At 68.4% G+C, this 15,575-nt stretch carries 13 protein-coding genes; 7 read left to right on the top strand and 6 right to left on the bottom strand.

Features of this window, described 5'->3' with window-relative positions; translation table 11 throughout:
• Position 1 precedes the first annotated feature (1 nt).
• The 4 genes from ACYR7D_RS16630 to ACYR7D_RS16615 form a co-directional block, all read right to left on the bottom strand.
• The gene (locus ACYR7D_RS16630) at positions 2 to 859 is read right to left on the bottom strand and encodes an MlaE family ABC transporter permease (RefSeq protein ID WP_459545486.1); all 858 of its coding nucleotides are present in this window, start codon (positions 857 to 859) and stop codon (positions 2 to 4) included.
• A 13-nt stretch (positions 860 to 872) separates the two neighbouring features.
• Complete coding sequence (locus ACYR7D_RS16625; protein WP_459545485.1) at positions 873 to 1,667, bottom strand: MlaE family ABC transporter permease; 795 nt, start codon at positions 1,665 to 1,667, stop codon at positions 873 to 875.
• Between the two features lie 708 nt (positions 1,668 to 2,375).
• Entirely contained in the window at positions 2,376 to 2,882 is a 507-nt protein-coding gene (locus ACYR7D_RS16620) for a hypothetical protein (RefSeq protein WP_459545484.1), read from the bottom strand.
• Positions 2,882 to 3,484, bottom strand: coding sequence for a TetR/AcrR family transcriptional regulator (locus tag ACYR7D_RS16615; RefSeq protein ID WP_459545483.1), 603 nt, complete (start codon positions 3,482 to 3,484; stop codon positions 2,882 to 2,884). Before ACYR7D_RS16615 ends, ACYR7D_RS16620 begins: the two co-directional genes overlap by 1 nt.
• 427 nt (positions 3,485 to 3,911) lie before the next feature.
• Here ACYR7D_RS16615 and ACYR7D_RS16610 point away from each other — a divergent pair, with 427 nt between their 5' ends.
• From ACYR7D_RS16610 to ACYR7D_RS16580, 7 genes are all read left to right on the top strand, one after another.
• The gene (locus ACYR7D_RS16610; protein WP_459545482.1) at positions 3,912 to 5,081 is read left to right on the top strand and encodes an amidohydrolase family protein; all 1,170 of its coding nucleotides are present in this window, start codon (positions 3,912 to 3,914) and stop codon (positions 5,079 to 5,081) included.
• 30 nt (positions 5,082 to 5,111) lie between these two features.
• On the top strand, positions 5,112 to 6,347 hold the full coding sequence (locus ACYR7D_RS16605; RefSeq protein ID WP_459545481.1) for a M24 family metallopeptidase: 1,236 nt from the start codon (positions 5,112 to 5,114) through the stop codon (positions 6,345 to 6,347).
• Positions 6,337 to 7,461 carry a M24 family metallopeptidase gene (locus tag ACYR7D_RS16600; RefSeq protein ID WP_459545480.1) on the top strand — a complete coding sequence of 375 codons (1,125 nt, stop codon included), beginning with the start codon at positions 6,337 to 6,339 and terminating at the stop codon, positions 7,459 to 7,461. Before ACYR7D_RS16605 ends, ACYR7D_RS16600 begins: the two co-directional genes overlap by 11 nt.
• Before the next feature lie 53 nt (positions 7,462 to 7,514).
• Complete coding sequence (locus tag ACYR7D_RS16595; RefSeq protein WP_459550190.1) at positions 7,515 to 8,474, top strand: enoyl-CoA hydratase/isomerase family protein; 960 nt, start codon at positions 7,515 to 7,517, stop codon at positions 8,472 to 8,474.
• 169 nt (positions 8,475 to 8,643) lie between these two features.
• A complete protein-coding gene (locus ACYR7D_RS16590; protein ID WP_459545479.1) occupies positions 8,644 to 11,127 on the top strand; it encodes a CaiB/BaiF CoA-transferase family protein in 2,484 nt (827 codons plus the stop codon).
• Positions 11,128 to 11,177: 50 nt separating this feature from the next.
• Positions 11,178 to 11,813 (top strand): type 1 glutamine amidotransferase family protein, encoded by a 636-nt coding sequence (locus ACYR7D_RS16585; protein WP_459545478.1) that lies wholly within the window; start codon positions 11,178 to 11,180, stop codon positions 11,811 to 11,813.
• Complete coding sequence (locus ACYR7D_RS16580; protein WP_459545477.1) at positions 11,813 to 12,262, top strand: MarR family winged helix-turn-helix transcriptional regulator; 450 nt, start codon at positions 11,813 to 11,815, stop codon at positions 12,260 to 12,262. Before ACYR7D_RS16585 ends, ACYR7D_RS16580 begins: the two co-directional genes overlap by 1 nt.
• A 19-nt stretch (positions 12,263 to 12,281) precedes the next feature.
• Here the strand turns inward: ACYR7D_RS16580 and ACYR7D_RS16575 are convergent, their stop codons facing one another.
• Together ACYR7D_RS16575 and ACYR7D_RS16570 are read right to left on the bottom strand one after the other, a co-directional pair.
• A complete protein-coding gene (locus ACYR7D_RS16575) occupies positions 12,282 to 13,037 on the bottom strand; it encodes an SDR family oxidoreductase (protein WP_459545476.1) in 756 nt (251 codons plus the stop codon).
• A 141-nt stretch (positions 13,038 to 13,178) separates the two neighbouring features.
• The gene (locus ACYR7D_RS16570; RefSeq protein WP_459545475.1) at positions 13,179 to 15,425 is read right to left on the bottom strand and encodes a hypothetical protein; all 2,247 of its coding nucleotides are present in this window, start codon (positions 15,423 to 15,425) and stop codon (positions 13,179 to 13,181) included.
• Positions 15,426 to 15,575: the final 150 nt, after the last annotated feature.

The raw sequence follows: 15,575 nt of genomic DNA, 5'->3' as shown, positions 1-15,575 counted from the left end.
CCTACCCCGACAGCTCGAAGTTTCCGTTGGACCCGTACACGGCCAGCGAGACCAGCAGTGTCACCGTGACCACCGCGATCAGCGAGGTCCGTACGGCGTTGCCCACCGCCGTGCCCACTCCTGACGGCCCGCCGGCGGCGAAGAAACCGAAATAGGTGTGGATGAGCAGGATCGTGAGCGCCATGAGGATCGCCTGGAGGAACGACCAGATCAGGTCGATGGGGTTGAGGAACGTGGCGAAGTAGTGGTCGTAGAGGCCGGAGGACTGGCCCAGGATGACCACCGTGGTGAACCGGCTGGCGAGAAAGGAGGCGATCACCGCGATCGCGTACAGCGGCGTGATCGCGATCATCCCGGCGACGATCCGGGTGCCGACCAGGTAGGAGATGGGCTCTATCGCAATCGATTCCAGCGCATCGATCTCTTCGTTGATGCGCATGGCGCCCAGCTGCGCGGTGACGCCGGCGCCGAAGGTGGCCGCCAGGCCGATACCCGCGACGACCGGCGCCGAGATACGGACGTTGATGAACGCGGACAGGAAACCGGTGAGCGCCTCTATTCCGATATCACCGAGCGAGCTGTAGCCCTGCACCGCGAGCGTGCCGCCGGTGGCCAGGGTGAGGAAACCGACGATCACCACGGTGCCCCCGAACGCGGCCAGTGTCCCCGCGCCCATACTGATCTCCGCGAGCAGCCGGATGGTTTCCCGTTTGTAGCGCCAGGCCGCCCGCGGCGCGAAGACCAGGGCCTTCACAGAGAAGATGGCGTGATCACCCACGCGCCCCAGGACGTCCACCGGCTTACGCAGCCGGCGGACCAGTATCGGATAGCGTGCGGTCAGTACTTCGGCGGCCGTCATCGGGTACCTCCGCTCACCCGGTGGTCAACTGGATGCCGATGGCCGTGACCATCACATTGATGACGAAAAGCGATATGAAGGCATAGACCACGGTTTCGTTGACCGCGTTGCCCACCGCCTTGGCGCCGCCGGTGACGATCAGCCCGCGGTAACAGGCGACGATTCCGGCGACCAGCCCGAACAGCAGCGCTTTCACCGAGGAGATGATCACCTCGTTGATGCCGGTGAGCAGGGTGATTCCGGCGACGAAGGCGCCCGGGTTGACATCCTGCACGTACACCGAGAACACGTAACCGCCGAGCACGCCGATGATGCAGACCAGGTTGTTCAGCAGTAACGCGACGAGGCCGGAGGCCAGCATGCGCGGGGTGACCAGCCGCTGGACGGGGTCGATGCCCAGCACCTCCATGGCCGCGATCTCTTCCCGGATGGTCCGCGAGCCGAGATCCGCGCACATGGCGGTGGCGCCCGACCCCGCGACGATCAGTACGGTCACCATGGGCCCGACCTGTGTCACCGCGCCGAATGCCGCACCGGCACCGGAGAGGTCGGCGGCACCGAGTTCCCGCAGCAGGATGTTCAGTGTGAAGCTGACCAGCACGGTGAACGGGATCGCCACCAGCAGGGTGGGCACCAGTGAGACGCGGACGATGAACCACGACTGTTCGAGGAACTCCCGGGTCTGGAAGGGCCGGCGGAATGCGAAACCGATGGCGTCGGCGGTCATGGCGAACAGTCCGCCCACTGTCTGCAACGGTCCTGCGATCCGGTCCTTGGCCTGCGACCAGTACGGGGTGCGGATGGTCATCCGGACCCCATCGCACCGGAGGCGGCCGCCGGTCTGCTCGGGCGGCTCCCCGGGCGGGCCGGAACCCATCCGGGCAACGCGGAATTCGGCATCGAATTGCTCCTGTCGAACGATCGACGGCTCGGCGTGACCGGCCGGGCGGCGCGGGCCCGCCGCGACCGGGGCGGCTCTCTGTGAACCGCGACGTGGCGAACGGGATCGGCCGACGGGTGCGGATGATCCGAGGGCGGGCCGTCTCGGCCGGCCTGTCACCACACTCCCGGGGCGGAAATGATATTCTCTATTTACAATAGGATGACATTCCAATTCAGAGAATTCAATACTTGACGGGAAGATTCCGCAAACCTTCGAGCGGAGCGGGCAATCGGCCACTCCCACCCCATACCGCACGCGAACAGGGACGACCGTTTCGATACCTGGTCCGAGCAATCCATCCGCAGCCACCGAGAATGATGAAACGCGGCGTTTCGAATACGCCGGCCACCCATCGGCAGGGTGAATTCGCAAGAATGCGTACGAATCATTCCGCACGACTCACAGAACAGCGGCCACCACGGAAAAGTGACCGGAGGATTTCCGTCGCCGCACGATATCGCGGCCTCGCGGCTCCCCCGACACACTCGGGACACCGCCCGGGACGGTCACCCGCCGGCGCCCCGACTCACCGGGCCGCCGCATCCGCGGACGGCCCGCCCCCACCTCCGCGGATCAGACCGCGGGGACCAGATCGGCGCACACCGGCGCGTATTCCATCGCACCGCTACGGAAGATCTCGCTCGGCGTCACCGCCGTCGCGGAGAGACCGGCGGCCACCAAGGCCTGCGCCTTGAACGCACGCGCGGCATAACTCAGCCGGTGCAGCACCGGGTCGACCCCGTGATCCCGACCGGCGGGCCACCCCTCCCCCCAGACAACGACCTCGATCCCGCGGTCCTCGAGCGCGCGCAGCACTCCCTTGCGCGCCCGGCCGTCCCGGTTACAGACATCGGCGTTCACGGCGAGCGCCTGCGGCAACCGGCCGGGTATCTCGGTGGCCAGCACGGCGTCGAGTTCACGTACCTCGGCACCGAGAATCTTCAGCGGGCGGATATCGGAGGGCTGGGCCAGCAGCACCGTCACCTCCCAGCCGGCCACCGATCGGTCGAACAGCCACCCGCCGGCGAACTGCACCGCGTCGGCCACGGTTGCCGCTACTACATCGAGCCGGTACCTCATCACTTCTCCTTCGCCGCCAAGTCGCGGGCCAGCGACTGGGTGTAACCGTTGAATACGTCGGCCAGCGGGATCGAACGATCGAGCAGCCATGAGATCTCCATTCCGTTCAAGAAGGCCACGATTTCCACCGCACGCATACGCGGGTCGATATCGAGCCGGTACCGGCCGCTTTCCTGGCCGCTGCGGATCGCCCCGGTGACGAGCTCGACGGCGGTACGCCACCGATCGAGCATGCGGTCGTGCAGCGGCGCCTCGGGAGTCAGGTTCTCCACCAGCAGAACGATGAACGTGCCGACCAGCTCGGGATGGCGTTCCATCCGGGTCACCACTTTGCGTATCTCGACGATGAGATCCCCGCTGATATCCGCATCCTCCAGGTCCTGGGCATCGCGTGCGTCCAGAACCGCGTGGAGCAATTGCTCTTTCGAAGAGAAGTGATGAAGCAACCCCGCCGGAGTCACCCCGGCCTCGCCCGCGATCTGCGCGAGCGTGGTACTGCGCCAGCCGTTCCGGGTGAGGAGTCGCTGCGCGACGGCGAGGATGCGCTGTCTGCGATCCTCCCCCTTGGCGAGGAGTGAGGCGTAAGGACGAGGAGCTGTCATGGTCCGAAACCCCGATCTGACAAACCTAGTGAACACACAGTAGGTTGGTTTCTGTTCTGTGACAAGGGTTACAGAGAAGTTGCCTCGGCAATGAGTCGACACAGCCGGAGAGCGCTCGGGCCGCATCGCGGATCCGGCCGTTTCAACCACTTTCGGATACCGCTGCGAAGCCTCGATGAAAATAGCATTCTCACTGGTTCACCCGCAGCTGAACAGTAAAATCATGGATAAGTTGTAGAACGCCACTCTCGCATTGTGATAACGTCGTTTTCACCCCGGTGGGCACTCGACCCGCAGACCGGCCACACGCTCGACCGATACACCGCCACGGTGAGACATAGCAGTTGAGCATGGACCCCTGACGACACCCGGCGGGATCGACCGCCGACGGCATATCGCGAATCAAACGATCCATTGGAGGGTCACGATGCCGACTTCGCCCAGCAGCGCTCAGCTCTACCCCCCACAGGGGTTCGGCCCGCCGAAGGATCGCCACGGCCGGGCCGAGGGCACCCTCGGTCTTCCCGCCGGCACCGAAGTGTTCTCGGCCGACAACCACATCTCGCTCGCGGACGATATCTTCTACGAGCGCTTCCCCGCCGAACTCCGGGACAAGGCGCCACGGGTGTGGTACGAGGACGGGGCCTATCAGATCGGGCGCAAGGGAAAATCCTTTCTACCCGGTGATTTCAGTCGTGTCCTGATGCAGTACGACCCGCTGGAAGGCTCCGGGAGCACCAATCTCGAGGCCCGCGCGGCGGATCTGCGCGCCGACGGTATCGATAAAGAGCTGGCATTCCCCAATTCACTGCTGGCCCTGCTGTTCTACCCGGACAAGGCGGTCCGTGAACGCTGCTTCCGGATCTACAACGAATACATCGCCGATCTCCAGGAGCGGTCCGGCGGTAGGTTGTACGGCGTCGGGCTGATCAACTGGTGGGACGCCCGGGGCGCGCGCCGGACTCTCGCCGAATTGACATCGCTGGGTCTGCGCACTTTTCTGCTGCCGCTGTCGGCGGGCAAGGACGACGACGGTGCGGTCATCGACTACGGCAGCACCTCGATGATCGGCGTTTGGGACGCCATCGAGGAATCCGGCGTACCGGTATCGCACCACATCGGCGAATCACCGCTGTCCGCCCCGTGCGAAGTGAACAGCGTGGTGGTCGGGATGATGCACAATGTCGCACCGTTCCGGGAACTGTTCTCCAAATACATCTTCAGCGGAATCATCGACCGGCACCCCGGCCTGCGGATCGGCTGGTTCGAGGGCGGGATCAACTGGGTCGCCTCGGCGCTCCAGGACGCCGAACACATGAACGCCTCGTACCAGCACATGTACAACCGCCCGGTGGAACACGAGGTGCGCCACTACTGGAACAACCATATGCGGGCCTCGTTCATGGTCGACCCGCTGGGCCTGACCATGATCGACCAGCTCGGCGTGGACCGGGTGATGTGGTCTTCGGACTATCCGCACAACGAGAGCACCTTCGGCTATTCGGAGAAATCCCTGGCCGCGGTCGTCGAGGCGGTGGGCCCGGAGGACGCCGCGCGGATCGTCAGCGGGAATGTCAGGGAATTCCTGGGTCTCTGATCCGGACCACGGCGATAAGGACCCTATTCGATGACCGCATTTCCGGCCGCTACCACCGCGGCGACAGCGATACCCGACCTTCCGGACCGCACGCGGATGCGCCGGGAGACCGGCGCCCGGCTGCGTTCGGCCATGGCCGAACGGGGGGTCGACGCGGCAGTCCTGCTACTCAACAACAATGTCGTCTACGCGACGGGAGCCAGCTGGCCGCTCGGGGACGCCGGTCTGGCCCATGTCGAACGCCCGGTCGCGGTGGTGACCGCCGACGACGAATGGCCGCATCTGTTCCTGCCGTTCCGCGCGGGCGCGGCCGCCGAATCCGATCTGCCCGCCGATCATCTGCATCCGCCGGTGTATCTCGAATTCGACGAGGGCGTGGAGGATTTCGCCCGCACCCTGGCCGGTCTGGTACCGCCCGGTGCCACGATCGCGGTGGACGAGTTCACCGGAGCCATGCTGCGCGCGCGTACCCGGTTGTTCCCGGGCGCCGAACCGGTGGACGCCGCCACCGTCATCGGCCCCGCCAAGCTGATCAAGACACCGGACGAACTCTCCTGTATCCGCACGGCCTGCCGCATCACCGAGGAGGCCATCGTCGATGTCCAGGCCTCGCTGGCACCCGGCCGGCGGCAGATCGACCTGTCCGCGGGCTTCGTGCGGCGGGCCTTCGAACTGGGCGCCACCGCCACCATGCTCGACGCCATCTGGCAGGTGATGCCCGACAGCAGGGCCGAGGGGGTGTGGACCATCCACGGCGATCTCGCACTCCCGCTGCTCACCACCGAACGGGAGCTGAAAACCGGGGATGTGCTGTGGACCGATGTCAGCATCACCTACAACGGCTACTGCTCGGATTTCGGCCGCACCTGGATAGTCGGGCAGGACCCCACGCCACGCCAGCAGGCCCAGTTCCGGCGGTGGCGCGACATCCTCCGGGCGGTGCTCGCCGAGATCCGGCCCGGCGCCTGCGCGGCGCAACTCGCCCGCGCGGCCACCGAGGCCAACGACGGGAGCCGGCCCTGGCTGCCCCATTTCTACATTTCGCACGGTATCGGCGTGAGCGCCGCCGAGATGCCGATGATCGGCACCGATCTCGGCGCCGAGTTCGACGAGAATTTCGTACTCCGTCCCGGCATGGTGCTGGTCCTCGAACCCGTGGTGTGGGAGGACGGCACCGGCGGCTATCGCAGTGAGGAGATCGTGGTGGTAACCGACGGAGGCTGGATGCCTCTCACCGACTACACCTATGCCCCCTATGGCGACTGAGATCCTGCCGGACGATCGCGCGCTGCGGGTGGGGCGCCGCGAGCGCGTGCTGGCACAGATGCGAGCCCACGACCTCGATGTGCTGATCGCCGGACGGCAGGCCAACGCCCGCTATCTCTCCGGCGCACCCCAGCTGTGGGTGGCCGGTACGCGGCCGTTCGGCCCGGTGGCACTGATCGTGCGCAGCACCGGCGCGGTTCATCTGCACAGCACCTGGGACGAGGGGATCCCCGCCGATATCCCACGCGAGAACCTGTACGAAACGCTCTGGGATCCGCGCAATCTCGTCGCCGTGCTGCGGAATATCGACGGCGCGGCACAGGCGCGGCGGGTGGGCACCGACGCACTCTCCCCCGCTTTCGCGCAACTCCTGCCCACCGCGTTCCCGAACGCCGAACTCGTCGACGGGGAACTCGCCTTCCGGGCGGCGCGGCGGATCAAGACCGACGCCGAGATCGCGACCATGCGCGCCGGGCTGCGGATCGCCGAGCACGGGCTGGCCGCCGCCGTGGCCGGACTCGCTCCCGGGGTCACCGAACAGGCGCTGGCGGGGATACTGCTGGAAGCCTGCGCGGCGGGCGGGGTGAGCACACCCGCCACCCAGGACGCGGCCTGGATCACCGCGCGCGACCATCCGTGGCGCCGGGCCACCGCGGACCGGCGGGTACAGGAGGGCGATCTGGTCGCCTTCTCCTCCGGCGTGCTCGGCGACGGGTACATCGGAGAGGTCGGGCGCACCTGGCCGGTCGGCGACGCGACACCGGCCGCGGCGAAGCTGTACGACCGCTGGTACCGCGTCTGGGAGCGGCTGCTCGCCGCGTGCCGTCCCGGCGCGCCCGCGTCGGGACTGCTCGACGCCTACCCGGACGCGGGCGAACCCTTACCCGCCATGCCGGTGGCCCGCGGCCTCGGGATGGGCTTCGACCCGCCGGTGGTCTCCCCCGCGCTGCGCCGCACCGCCGAGGCCGAGGTGCTCGAACCCGGCATGGTGCTCGCCGTCACGGGCTATGTCTGGGCCGCCGGTGTCGGGGCCGTCTTCGGCCGGGACGCGGTATTGATCGGCGCGGACGGTCCGCAGGTGCTGACCTCGAGCCCGCACTGGGATCGGCGATGACCACACACACCACGGCCGCGGGCGCGCAGGCCGACGACGAAGGAGCCCCGCAGATGCCCGGCGCCGAACGGCCCGCTGCCGAAGAGATCATCCGTTACGCGAAGGACCCGGTGACCCGGATCGCGACCATCACCTTCGACCGCCCGGATCAGCTCAACGCCCCCACCATGGCCGCCCGGCTGCGCTACGGCGATCTGATCCACCGCGCGAGTGTGGACGACGAGGTCAAGGTACTGGTGATCCGCGGCGCCGGCGACGATTTCGGTTCCGGCGCCGACCTCGGGGAGTTCATGGAGGTACAGAACGCCCCCGATCAGGGGCCGCGGCTGAGCGAGTACAAGATCGGACCCGACGAGGTCCGGTATCCACCCAAGGGGTCGTTCCGGCACGGCGCGACCATCAGCCAGTGGTACGCCAATGCCCAGGCCGGCTGCCGGAGTCTGCAGGAATTCAAGAAGATCAGCATCGTCGAGGTGAAGGGCTACTGCTACGGCTGGCACTTCTATCAAGCCGCGGATGCCGATCTGGTGATCTCCTCCGACGACGCGCTCTTCGGGCATCCCTCGTTCCGGTACTACGGGTGGGGTCCGCGGATGTGGACCTGGGCGCAGACGATGGGTCTGCGTAAATTCCAGGAGATGGTGTTCACCGGGCGCGCGTTCTCCGCGGCCGAAATGGCCGAATGCAATTTCCTCAACAGCGTCGTGTCCCGCGCAGACCTGGAGGCCGAAACCGAGAAATACGCCCTGGCCTGCGCCCGTAACCGGCCCACCGACACGGTCTTCATGCAGAAGGTTTTCTTCGAGATCATGAAACAGCAGCAGGGCGAGTACATGGGCAGCCTGCTCAGCGGTTTCTTCGAATCCATGGGCGGTCATATCCACGCCGACGACACCGACCTCATGCTGGACAACGCCTTCGACGGGGGACTGAACAACTCGGTGAAGGACAACGACAGCCGTTTCCCGCCGGAATTCCGGCTCAGCAGGTCCGGACGCCGGAAACCGGAGTAACACCCACCGCCGCGGCCGATGGGCGGCGCCGTGGGCAGGGGGTATCGCACGGGCGCCGAACCGCCGCGGCAGTACTTCACTCACCCGCGGCGGTGACACGGTCCCCGGCCCCGGCGCCGCACCGCCCGCTCGCCGGACCGGCGAGGGGGCGCAAGGAAGCGAGAGGGTTATGACAGCGAAACGGACCGTGAGCCAGGAGGCTTCCCGCGGCGGGGGACCGCTGGCCGGGTATGTCGTGGTGAATCTGTCCAGTGGAATCGCCGGCGCCTATTGCGCGAAACTACTGGCCGATGCCGGTGCCCGGGTGATCGGGGCCGAACCTCCGGAGGGAAATCCGCTGCGCCGCCGGACCGGATCCGGTCTCCCGCTGCCGCCCGGTACGGATGGGGCGCTCTTCCAATTCCTGGCCGGGGCCGAACACAGCGTGGTGGTCGATACCGCCGCGGCGGACGATGTGGAGCTGCTGGAGAGCCTCCTGGCCGGTGCCGGCGCGGTGATCTGGGCGCCCGGCGCCGCACCCGCGGACCATACGCTGTTCGCCCCGGAAGCGATCCGCGCACGGCATCCTCATCTGGTCGTCACCGCGATCACGGCGTTCGGTCTCGACGGACCGTGGGCGGGGCGGGCGGCCACCGAATTCACCTTGCAGGCCTGGTCGGGTGGAATCGTCGGATTGGGCCGGGGCGCGCCGGAGCTGCCCCCGGTCCATATCGGCGGCGACGTCGGCGACTGGTTCGCCGGCGCGCATGCCGCTGCCGCCACACTCACCGCCCGGCAGCGGGCCCTGGCGACGGGTACCGGTGAACTCGTCGACCTCGCTGTCCTGGAAACCCAGATCCTGGGGCTCTCCTACTACCCGGTGTCCTTCTACGACACGGTGAACCGGCCGTTCCGCACGCAGCGCCGGCTCAGTCGTCCGGGGGTGGCCACCGCCGCCGACGGCCTCGTCGCGGTCGGCTGCGGGACCGCCCAGCAGTGGTTCGATCTGTGCGTCATGGTGGGGCATCCGGAGTGGATAGACGAGGATCCCACCCCGGCCATCACCGAACGCACCAACGAGAAGGCCGAGGAGATCGCCGCCTGGTTCGCCGCTCATACGGTGGCCGAGATCCGGGAACTGGCCACGGCTTTCCGTATACCCAACAGTCCCGTGGCCGACGGCGCGAACGTCACCGGGATCGAACAGCACCGCGCGCGTGACTTCTTCACCGTCAACCCCCGGACGGGATTCGTCCAGCCCGGCCCGCCGTTCCGGACCACTCCCCCGATCCTGTCCCCGCCCGGTCCCGCGCCCTGCCTCGGCGAGCACACCGGCCGCTACCGCGATATCCCGCTCGCCGCGGTCCCGCACGCGACGACACGGCCGGACGAGTCCTCCGGCACCGTACCGCAGGCGGTTTCCGCCGCGCACCCCCTGCCGTTCCAGGGGCTGCGTGTCCTCGATATGACCACCTTCTGGGCCGGACCCTCCTGCACTCATTTCCTGGCGCTGCAGGGTGCGGAGGTGATCCATGTCGAATCCGCGCAACGCCCGGACGGCACCCGCCTCATCGCGGGAGTGCCGGTCGACGAGGACAGGTGGTGGGAGAAATCCGGTATCTTCTCCGGCCTCAACACCAACAAGCGCGGTATCACCGTCGATTTCCGGAGCGCGGCGGGACGCGAGGTCCTGCGCCGGCTGGCCGCCACCTGCGATGTGATCGTGGAGAACTACACCCCGCGCGTGATCGAGCAGACCGGTCTCGACTACGAGACGGTGCGCGCGCTGCGTCCCGATGTGATCATGGTCCGGATGCCGGGTTTCGGTCTCGAGGGGCCATGGCGGGACAACCCGGCGTTCGCCTACGTCATCGAAGACGCTTCCGGGCTCACCGGCCGCACCGGTTACCCGGACCGGAACCCGGTCGAACCGTACAGTCTCGGCGATCCGAACGCCGGCGTCCACGCGCTGGTCGCGCTGTTGCTCGCGCTCGAGCACCGGCGGCGTACCGGTGCGGGCATGCTGGTGGAGGCGGCGATGGTCGATGCCGCGCTGAACATCGCCGCCGAGCAGGTGATCGATTACTCCGCCTACGGCACTCTGCTGGGGCGTATGGGTAACCGGGGTCCGCATGCCGCTCCGCAGAACCTCTATCGCGCCGCCGGGCTCGACGAGTTCGGCCGCCCCGACAACTGGATCGCGCTCGCCGTCACCACCGATGATCAGTGGGCCGCGCTGGCCGAGGTGCTGGGCCGGCCCGTTTGGGCGACCGCGCCGCACCTGCGCACCGCCGCGGGGCGCCGCGCCCATCACGACGAAATCGACGAACATCTGTCGGCCTGGTGTGCCGAACGCGACGCGGCGGAGATCGTGGGCCTGCTCTGGCCCGCCGGAATCCCGGTCGCCGAGGTACTGCAACCGCACCGCCAGGGCGAGATCCCCCAGCTCGGCCATCGTCGGTTCTTCGAACCCGTCGATCACCCGGTCAATCCCACGGTACGGCACAGCACGGTACCGGCCCGCTATTCGGCGGGCCCCGACCGCTATCACCGCACTCCTGCTCCCCTGCTGGGGCAGGACAACCACAGGGTTCTGACCGAGCTCGGCTACAGCGCGGCGGAGATCGTCGCCCTCGAACGCGACAAGGTGGTGGGGGGAACACCGGGGACCTGATCCACCCCGACAGATTTGACAATTTATTGTCATATTGACAGCATATTGTCATGAATCCGAGAACTGTTCATGTGGCCGTCTACGACACCCTCGCCGACTGGGAAGTGGGCGCGGCCACGGCGCATATCAACAACGGCCACTGGCATCGGCACCCCGGGGCGTACCGAGTGCGCACTGTCGGAGCCGATACCGAGCCGGTGACCACGATGGGCGGTATGCGGATCGTTCCCGATACCACCCTGGCCGAACTGACCCCGGCCGATAGCGCCATGCTCATCCTGCCGGGCGCCGCGAGCTGGGACGACGGCGAACTGGACGCCTTCGGACTCAAAGCCCGCGAATTCGCCGCCGCGGGAGTACCGGTCGCCGCCATCTGCGGCGCGACCTTCGGGCTGGCCCGGGCGGGCCTGCTCGACGAACGGCGGCACACCAGCAATATCGCCGAATACCTGGCGTCCAGCGGATATGCCGGAGCCGCACACTACATCGACGAACCCGCCGTCACGGATCAGGCAGTGATCACCGCGAATTCGACGGCGCCGTTCGAATTCGCGCGCGAGGTACTGGCGGCCCTGGACATCTACGAACCGGAAGTACTCGACGGCTGGTACCGCCTTTTCGGTCAAGGCGATCCCGCCGGCTACGCGGTACTGGCGGCATACGAGGCCCGGCGAACGGCCGGCTGATGGAGCACTCCGAACAGCAACTCTTCAGCACCGCCGCCATCACCTCGTTCCAGCTCAACGGCCGGTTTCTCGCCATCGCCGAGGAACTGGCCGCCCCGGCCGGCCTCACCGCTGCCTGGTGGCAGGTGCTGGGCGCGGTCCTGCACGAACCGCTGCCGGTCGCCGGTATCGCCCGCGCCATGGGTGTCACCCGGCAGAGCGTGCAGCGTATCGCCGATCTGCTGGTCGACCGCGGTCTGGCCGAATACCGGCCGAACCCGGCGCACCGCCGCGCCAAACTGGTCGCGATCACCGAGGCCGGGCAGGCCGCCATCGCCCGGATCCGGCCGCGGCACGCGGAATTCGCCGCCCGGCTGGCCGGCGAACTGGGCCACGAACGACTGGCCGAGATCGTCACGGCGCTCACCGAACTGTCGGCGGCGGTCGCCACCCTGGCCGGCGACGAATGACCGGCGCGGCGTTACGGCGTCACATACCCGCGAGCTTGCGCACGATCGGCAGCGGCAGCACCTTCATGGCGTAGCCGAACGGAACCCAGGGCCAGGCCGGGGTGTAGGCCTTGAACTTGCGCTTCTCGATGGCCGAGACCATGGAGCGCACCCCGGTGGGGGTATCGACCAGGAACTTGGGCGGATGCGCGGCCTTGTCGTTCATCTCCGAGGCGATATAGCCGGGATAGATGATCGAGACCTCCACCCCCGGCACCCGTTCGGCGGCGATACCCTCGGCCAGGGCCGCCACACCGGCCTTGCTCGCGGCGTAACTGGTCATGGTCTTGGGCATACCGCGCACGGCGGAGATGGAGGAGATCACCACGAGATGGCCGCCGCCCTGCGCGCGAAAGATCTTCATGGCGGCCTCCATTTGCGCCATCGCTCCCAGGAAGTTGGTGGTGGCGGTCTGCCGGTTGGGGCGATCGCCGCCTTTGCCGAAGGGAACGCCCTTCCCCAGGCCGGCGTTCACGACGACCCGGTCGATCCGGCCCAGTTCGGTGGCGAACTCGTCGAACACCTTCGGTACGGCATCGAAATCCGTGACGTCCAGCGCCGCGGTCCGTACCCGGACCCGCGGATACGCCGTGGCGATCTCCTGGGCGAGTTCGTCGAGACGCTGGGTACGCCGGGCACACAGGGCCAGGTCGTAGCCGAGAGCGGCGAACTGACGCGCCATCTCCGCGCCCAGACCCGAACTCGCGCCGGTGATGAGGATCGAACCAGTGCCCACTGAGTGAATCTCCTGCTGTCGGGCCGGTACCGGTGACGGTGCGGCGGTGAGCGGCGGACACCCCGAGCCTATCGGGTGCGCGGGCGGGTGCCCGCAGTTCGGCACCGATCGGCGCCGGCGGGCCGAGCGGGAGCGACCGGCTCAGCGGGCGGCACGGATCCGCGGCGACGCGGGCAGCACGAAGGGCGCGAGCGCATCCTGGACCTGCCGATGTGACAGCCTGCTGTGCCGGCGGCCCGGGAGGCCGTCCTCGGGGGAGCCGGCGGCGGCCCGGCACGGATCCGCTTCCGCGAGCGCCGGGTCCGCGGCGAAACCATCGCCGGTGATCTCCACCTCGGACAGCCGGTTACCGGTGCGCGCCTCGTACACGCCGAGCCGGTACACCCTCGCGAAAAGGTTCAGCGTACGGCCCACGGGCTGCCCGGGCAGCGGCGCGTACTGGCAGGTGCGCACCAGCGGTCCCAGACGTACCTCCGCCGCGCACGCGACCAGTTGCACCGTCCCCGGGTCGACGGGATGCCAGACGGCGGACGGACCGAACGCGGTGACCTCACCGAGGCCACTGCCCAGATATACGGGACTGTGCCCCGCGGCCGTGTACGGTGCGGCCGCCGCCCGGCCCGGCCCGCCCTCGCACACCGCGCCGTATTCGGCCATATCGAACCGGGCGAACCCGGAAGCGGTGAACATCGTGCCCGCCACGGCCGCTCCCGCCACGACCGCCAGCACCAACGCCGCCGGGTAGCGGAGGCCCGCTCGCCGCTCCGCCCCGCTCGTCTCCCCGCGGTCGGGGGCACCGGAACCCGGCGAACCCGGACGCGCCGGGGCCGGACCCCGGGATCGCGGGGGAAGCGAGCGCACTCCGGCGATTCCCGCCCGCACCCGCGCCGGAATCCCGTCCCTCCGTCGAGGAGCACGGCGCAACCTTCCGGCCCCGACCGGAACGGCCGGTGTCCCGGAGGGGCCGCTCCGGCCGTCCGCATGGGATGGATCAACGGTCCCGGTGCCACTGCCTCCGTCCTCCCCGCGTGCGGATTCCGGCCCCGGGCCGCCTGACTCCTGCGCCGGACCACGCGCATCCGCTCTCGTCGTCGCGTGGTGCGTATCGGGGTCGCGCACCGGGCCGGACGGGCCCGGCCACCGGGCCGGACTCCCAGCGGGGTGTTCGTGCGCCGGTATCGCCGCCGCTCCCCGAGCCTGCACGCGATCACTGCCGGCTCGCGTAACCGCTACTTCGTCCCCGGTCGCCTCCGGCCGGGTACCGAGCCGGGCCGGATACCCGACCGCGTCCTGTGGTTGCGCGCTCTCCCGGCGTCCCGCCGCCACCGCCCTCGTTTCCGGGGGCAGTACATCACCCCGGGTGGAAGCCGCGCCGGCCACCGGCACCGCGAAACCCTCCCGGGTAGCGGAGTTCTCGTACTCGTCCGGCCGGTTCGGCGTATCCACCCGGCCCTCGGGCACGGGTACGGTCGCGGAATCCTCCGTTTCGCTTCCACTACCCGCGAACGCTTCCACGGACTTCGGCGGCGCCACCGGATCGGGCAGGCGGGGCGAGGCGCTCCGCCGGGCTCCCGTGTTCCCCACCGGGCGGGCCGGCTCGGCGCCACGGGGTGCCACCGGCCCCTCGTGCGGATTCCGGGCGCCGAGAGAACGACCGGCCTGCGTCACCAGTGCCGGCAAGTATCCGGCGATCCCCTTCCGCGTTACTCGTCCCACGGCAGGGGATTCAACCACCGCGCGCACACCGGCCTCGTCCGGTGTCACCGCGAACCCTTCGGCAGCCAGCGTTTCCGGGTCGGGGAGGTGCCGTGAGAGCTCGAGCGCCGCGAACGCCCGCTCGAGGTCGGCGGTGCGCCAGCGCACACCGCCCACCGGAGGCCGCTCGAAATACTCGGTCAGGCCACCCGATTGCCCGATCCGCACCAGGATCGTCTCGAGATCCGCCTCCGCCGGAGGCGGATCCCAGCTGATCCGCGAACCGGTCTTGGGGATGAGCACGACCAGGATATCGATCTGCTCGGACAGGCCGTAGCGCCGGAACAGCGCAGCCAATTCGGCTTTCTGCTTACGGGCGCGCAGAACCGGGTTGAGCGCGGATTTGGTGGTGCGCAGATCCGCGGGGCGGTCGCCGACCTGCCAGCGGCCCGCGGGTGGGGTGCGCAGCTCACCGTGCTGGACGGATCCGAAATCGGCGAGAAGTACCAGGGTGCAGGAATACGGGGTCCACACCAGCAGATCGATCACGGGCCCGGAGCGCCGGCGTGGTAGCGCGCATCCGAGGAGAGCGAGGCCGCCGATGCGGTCGTCGCCCGCACCCCATTCGCCGACCAATCGGCGCACGAAACGGTGCACACTGGACAACTCGGTGCTCTGCACGCGTACAATCACGGCAACCCCTACTTCGGTGACCACGAAACCCGCGCACACCACAGGTGCGCCAGGAGTATTCCGAAAGTTCCTGGCGCACAGTGCGATTGGATGCGCCGCGTCCATGGTAGCAATAGGTGGCAGCGTGCACGAGAGCCTGCGCCCACACCT

The sequence above is a fragment of the Nocardia sp. X0981 genome (assembly GCF_977089955.1).
This window is presented reverse-complemented; position numbering and strand designations above follow the sequence as displayed.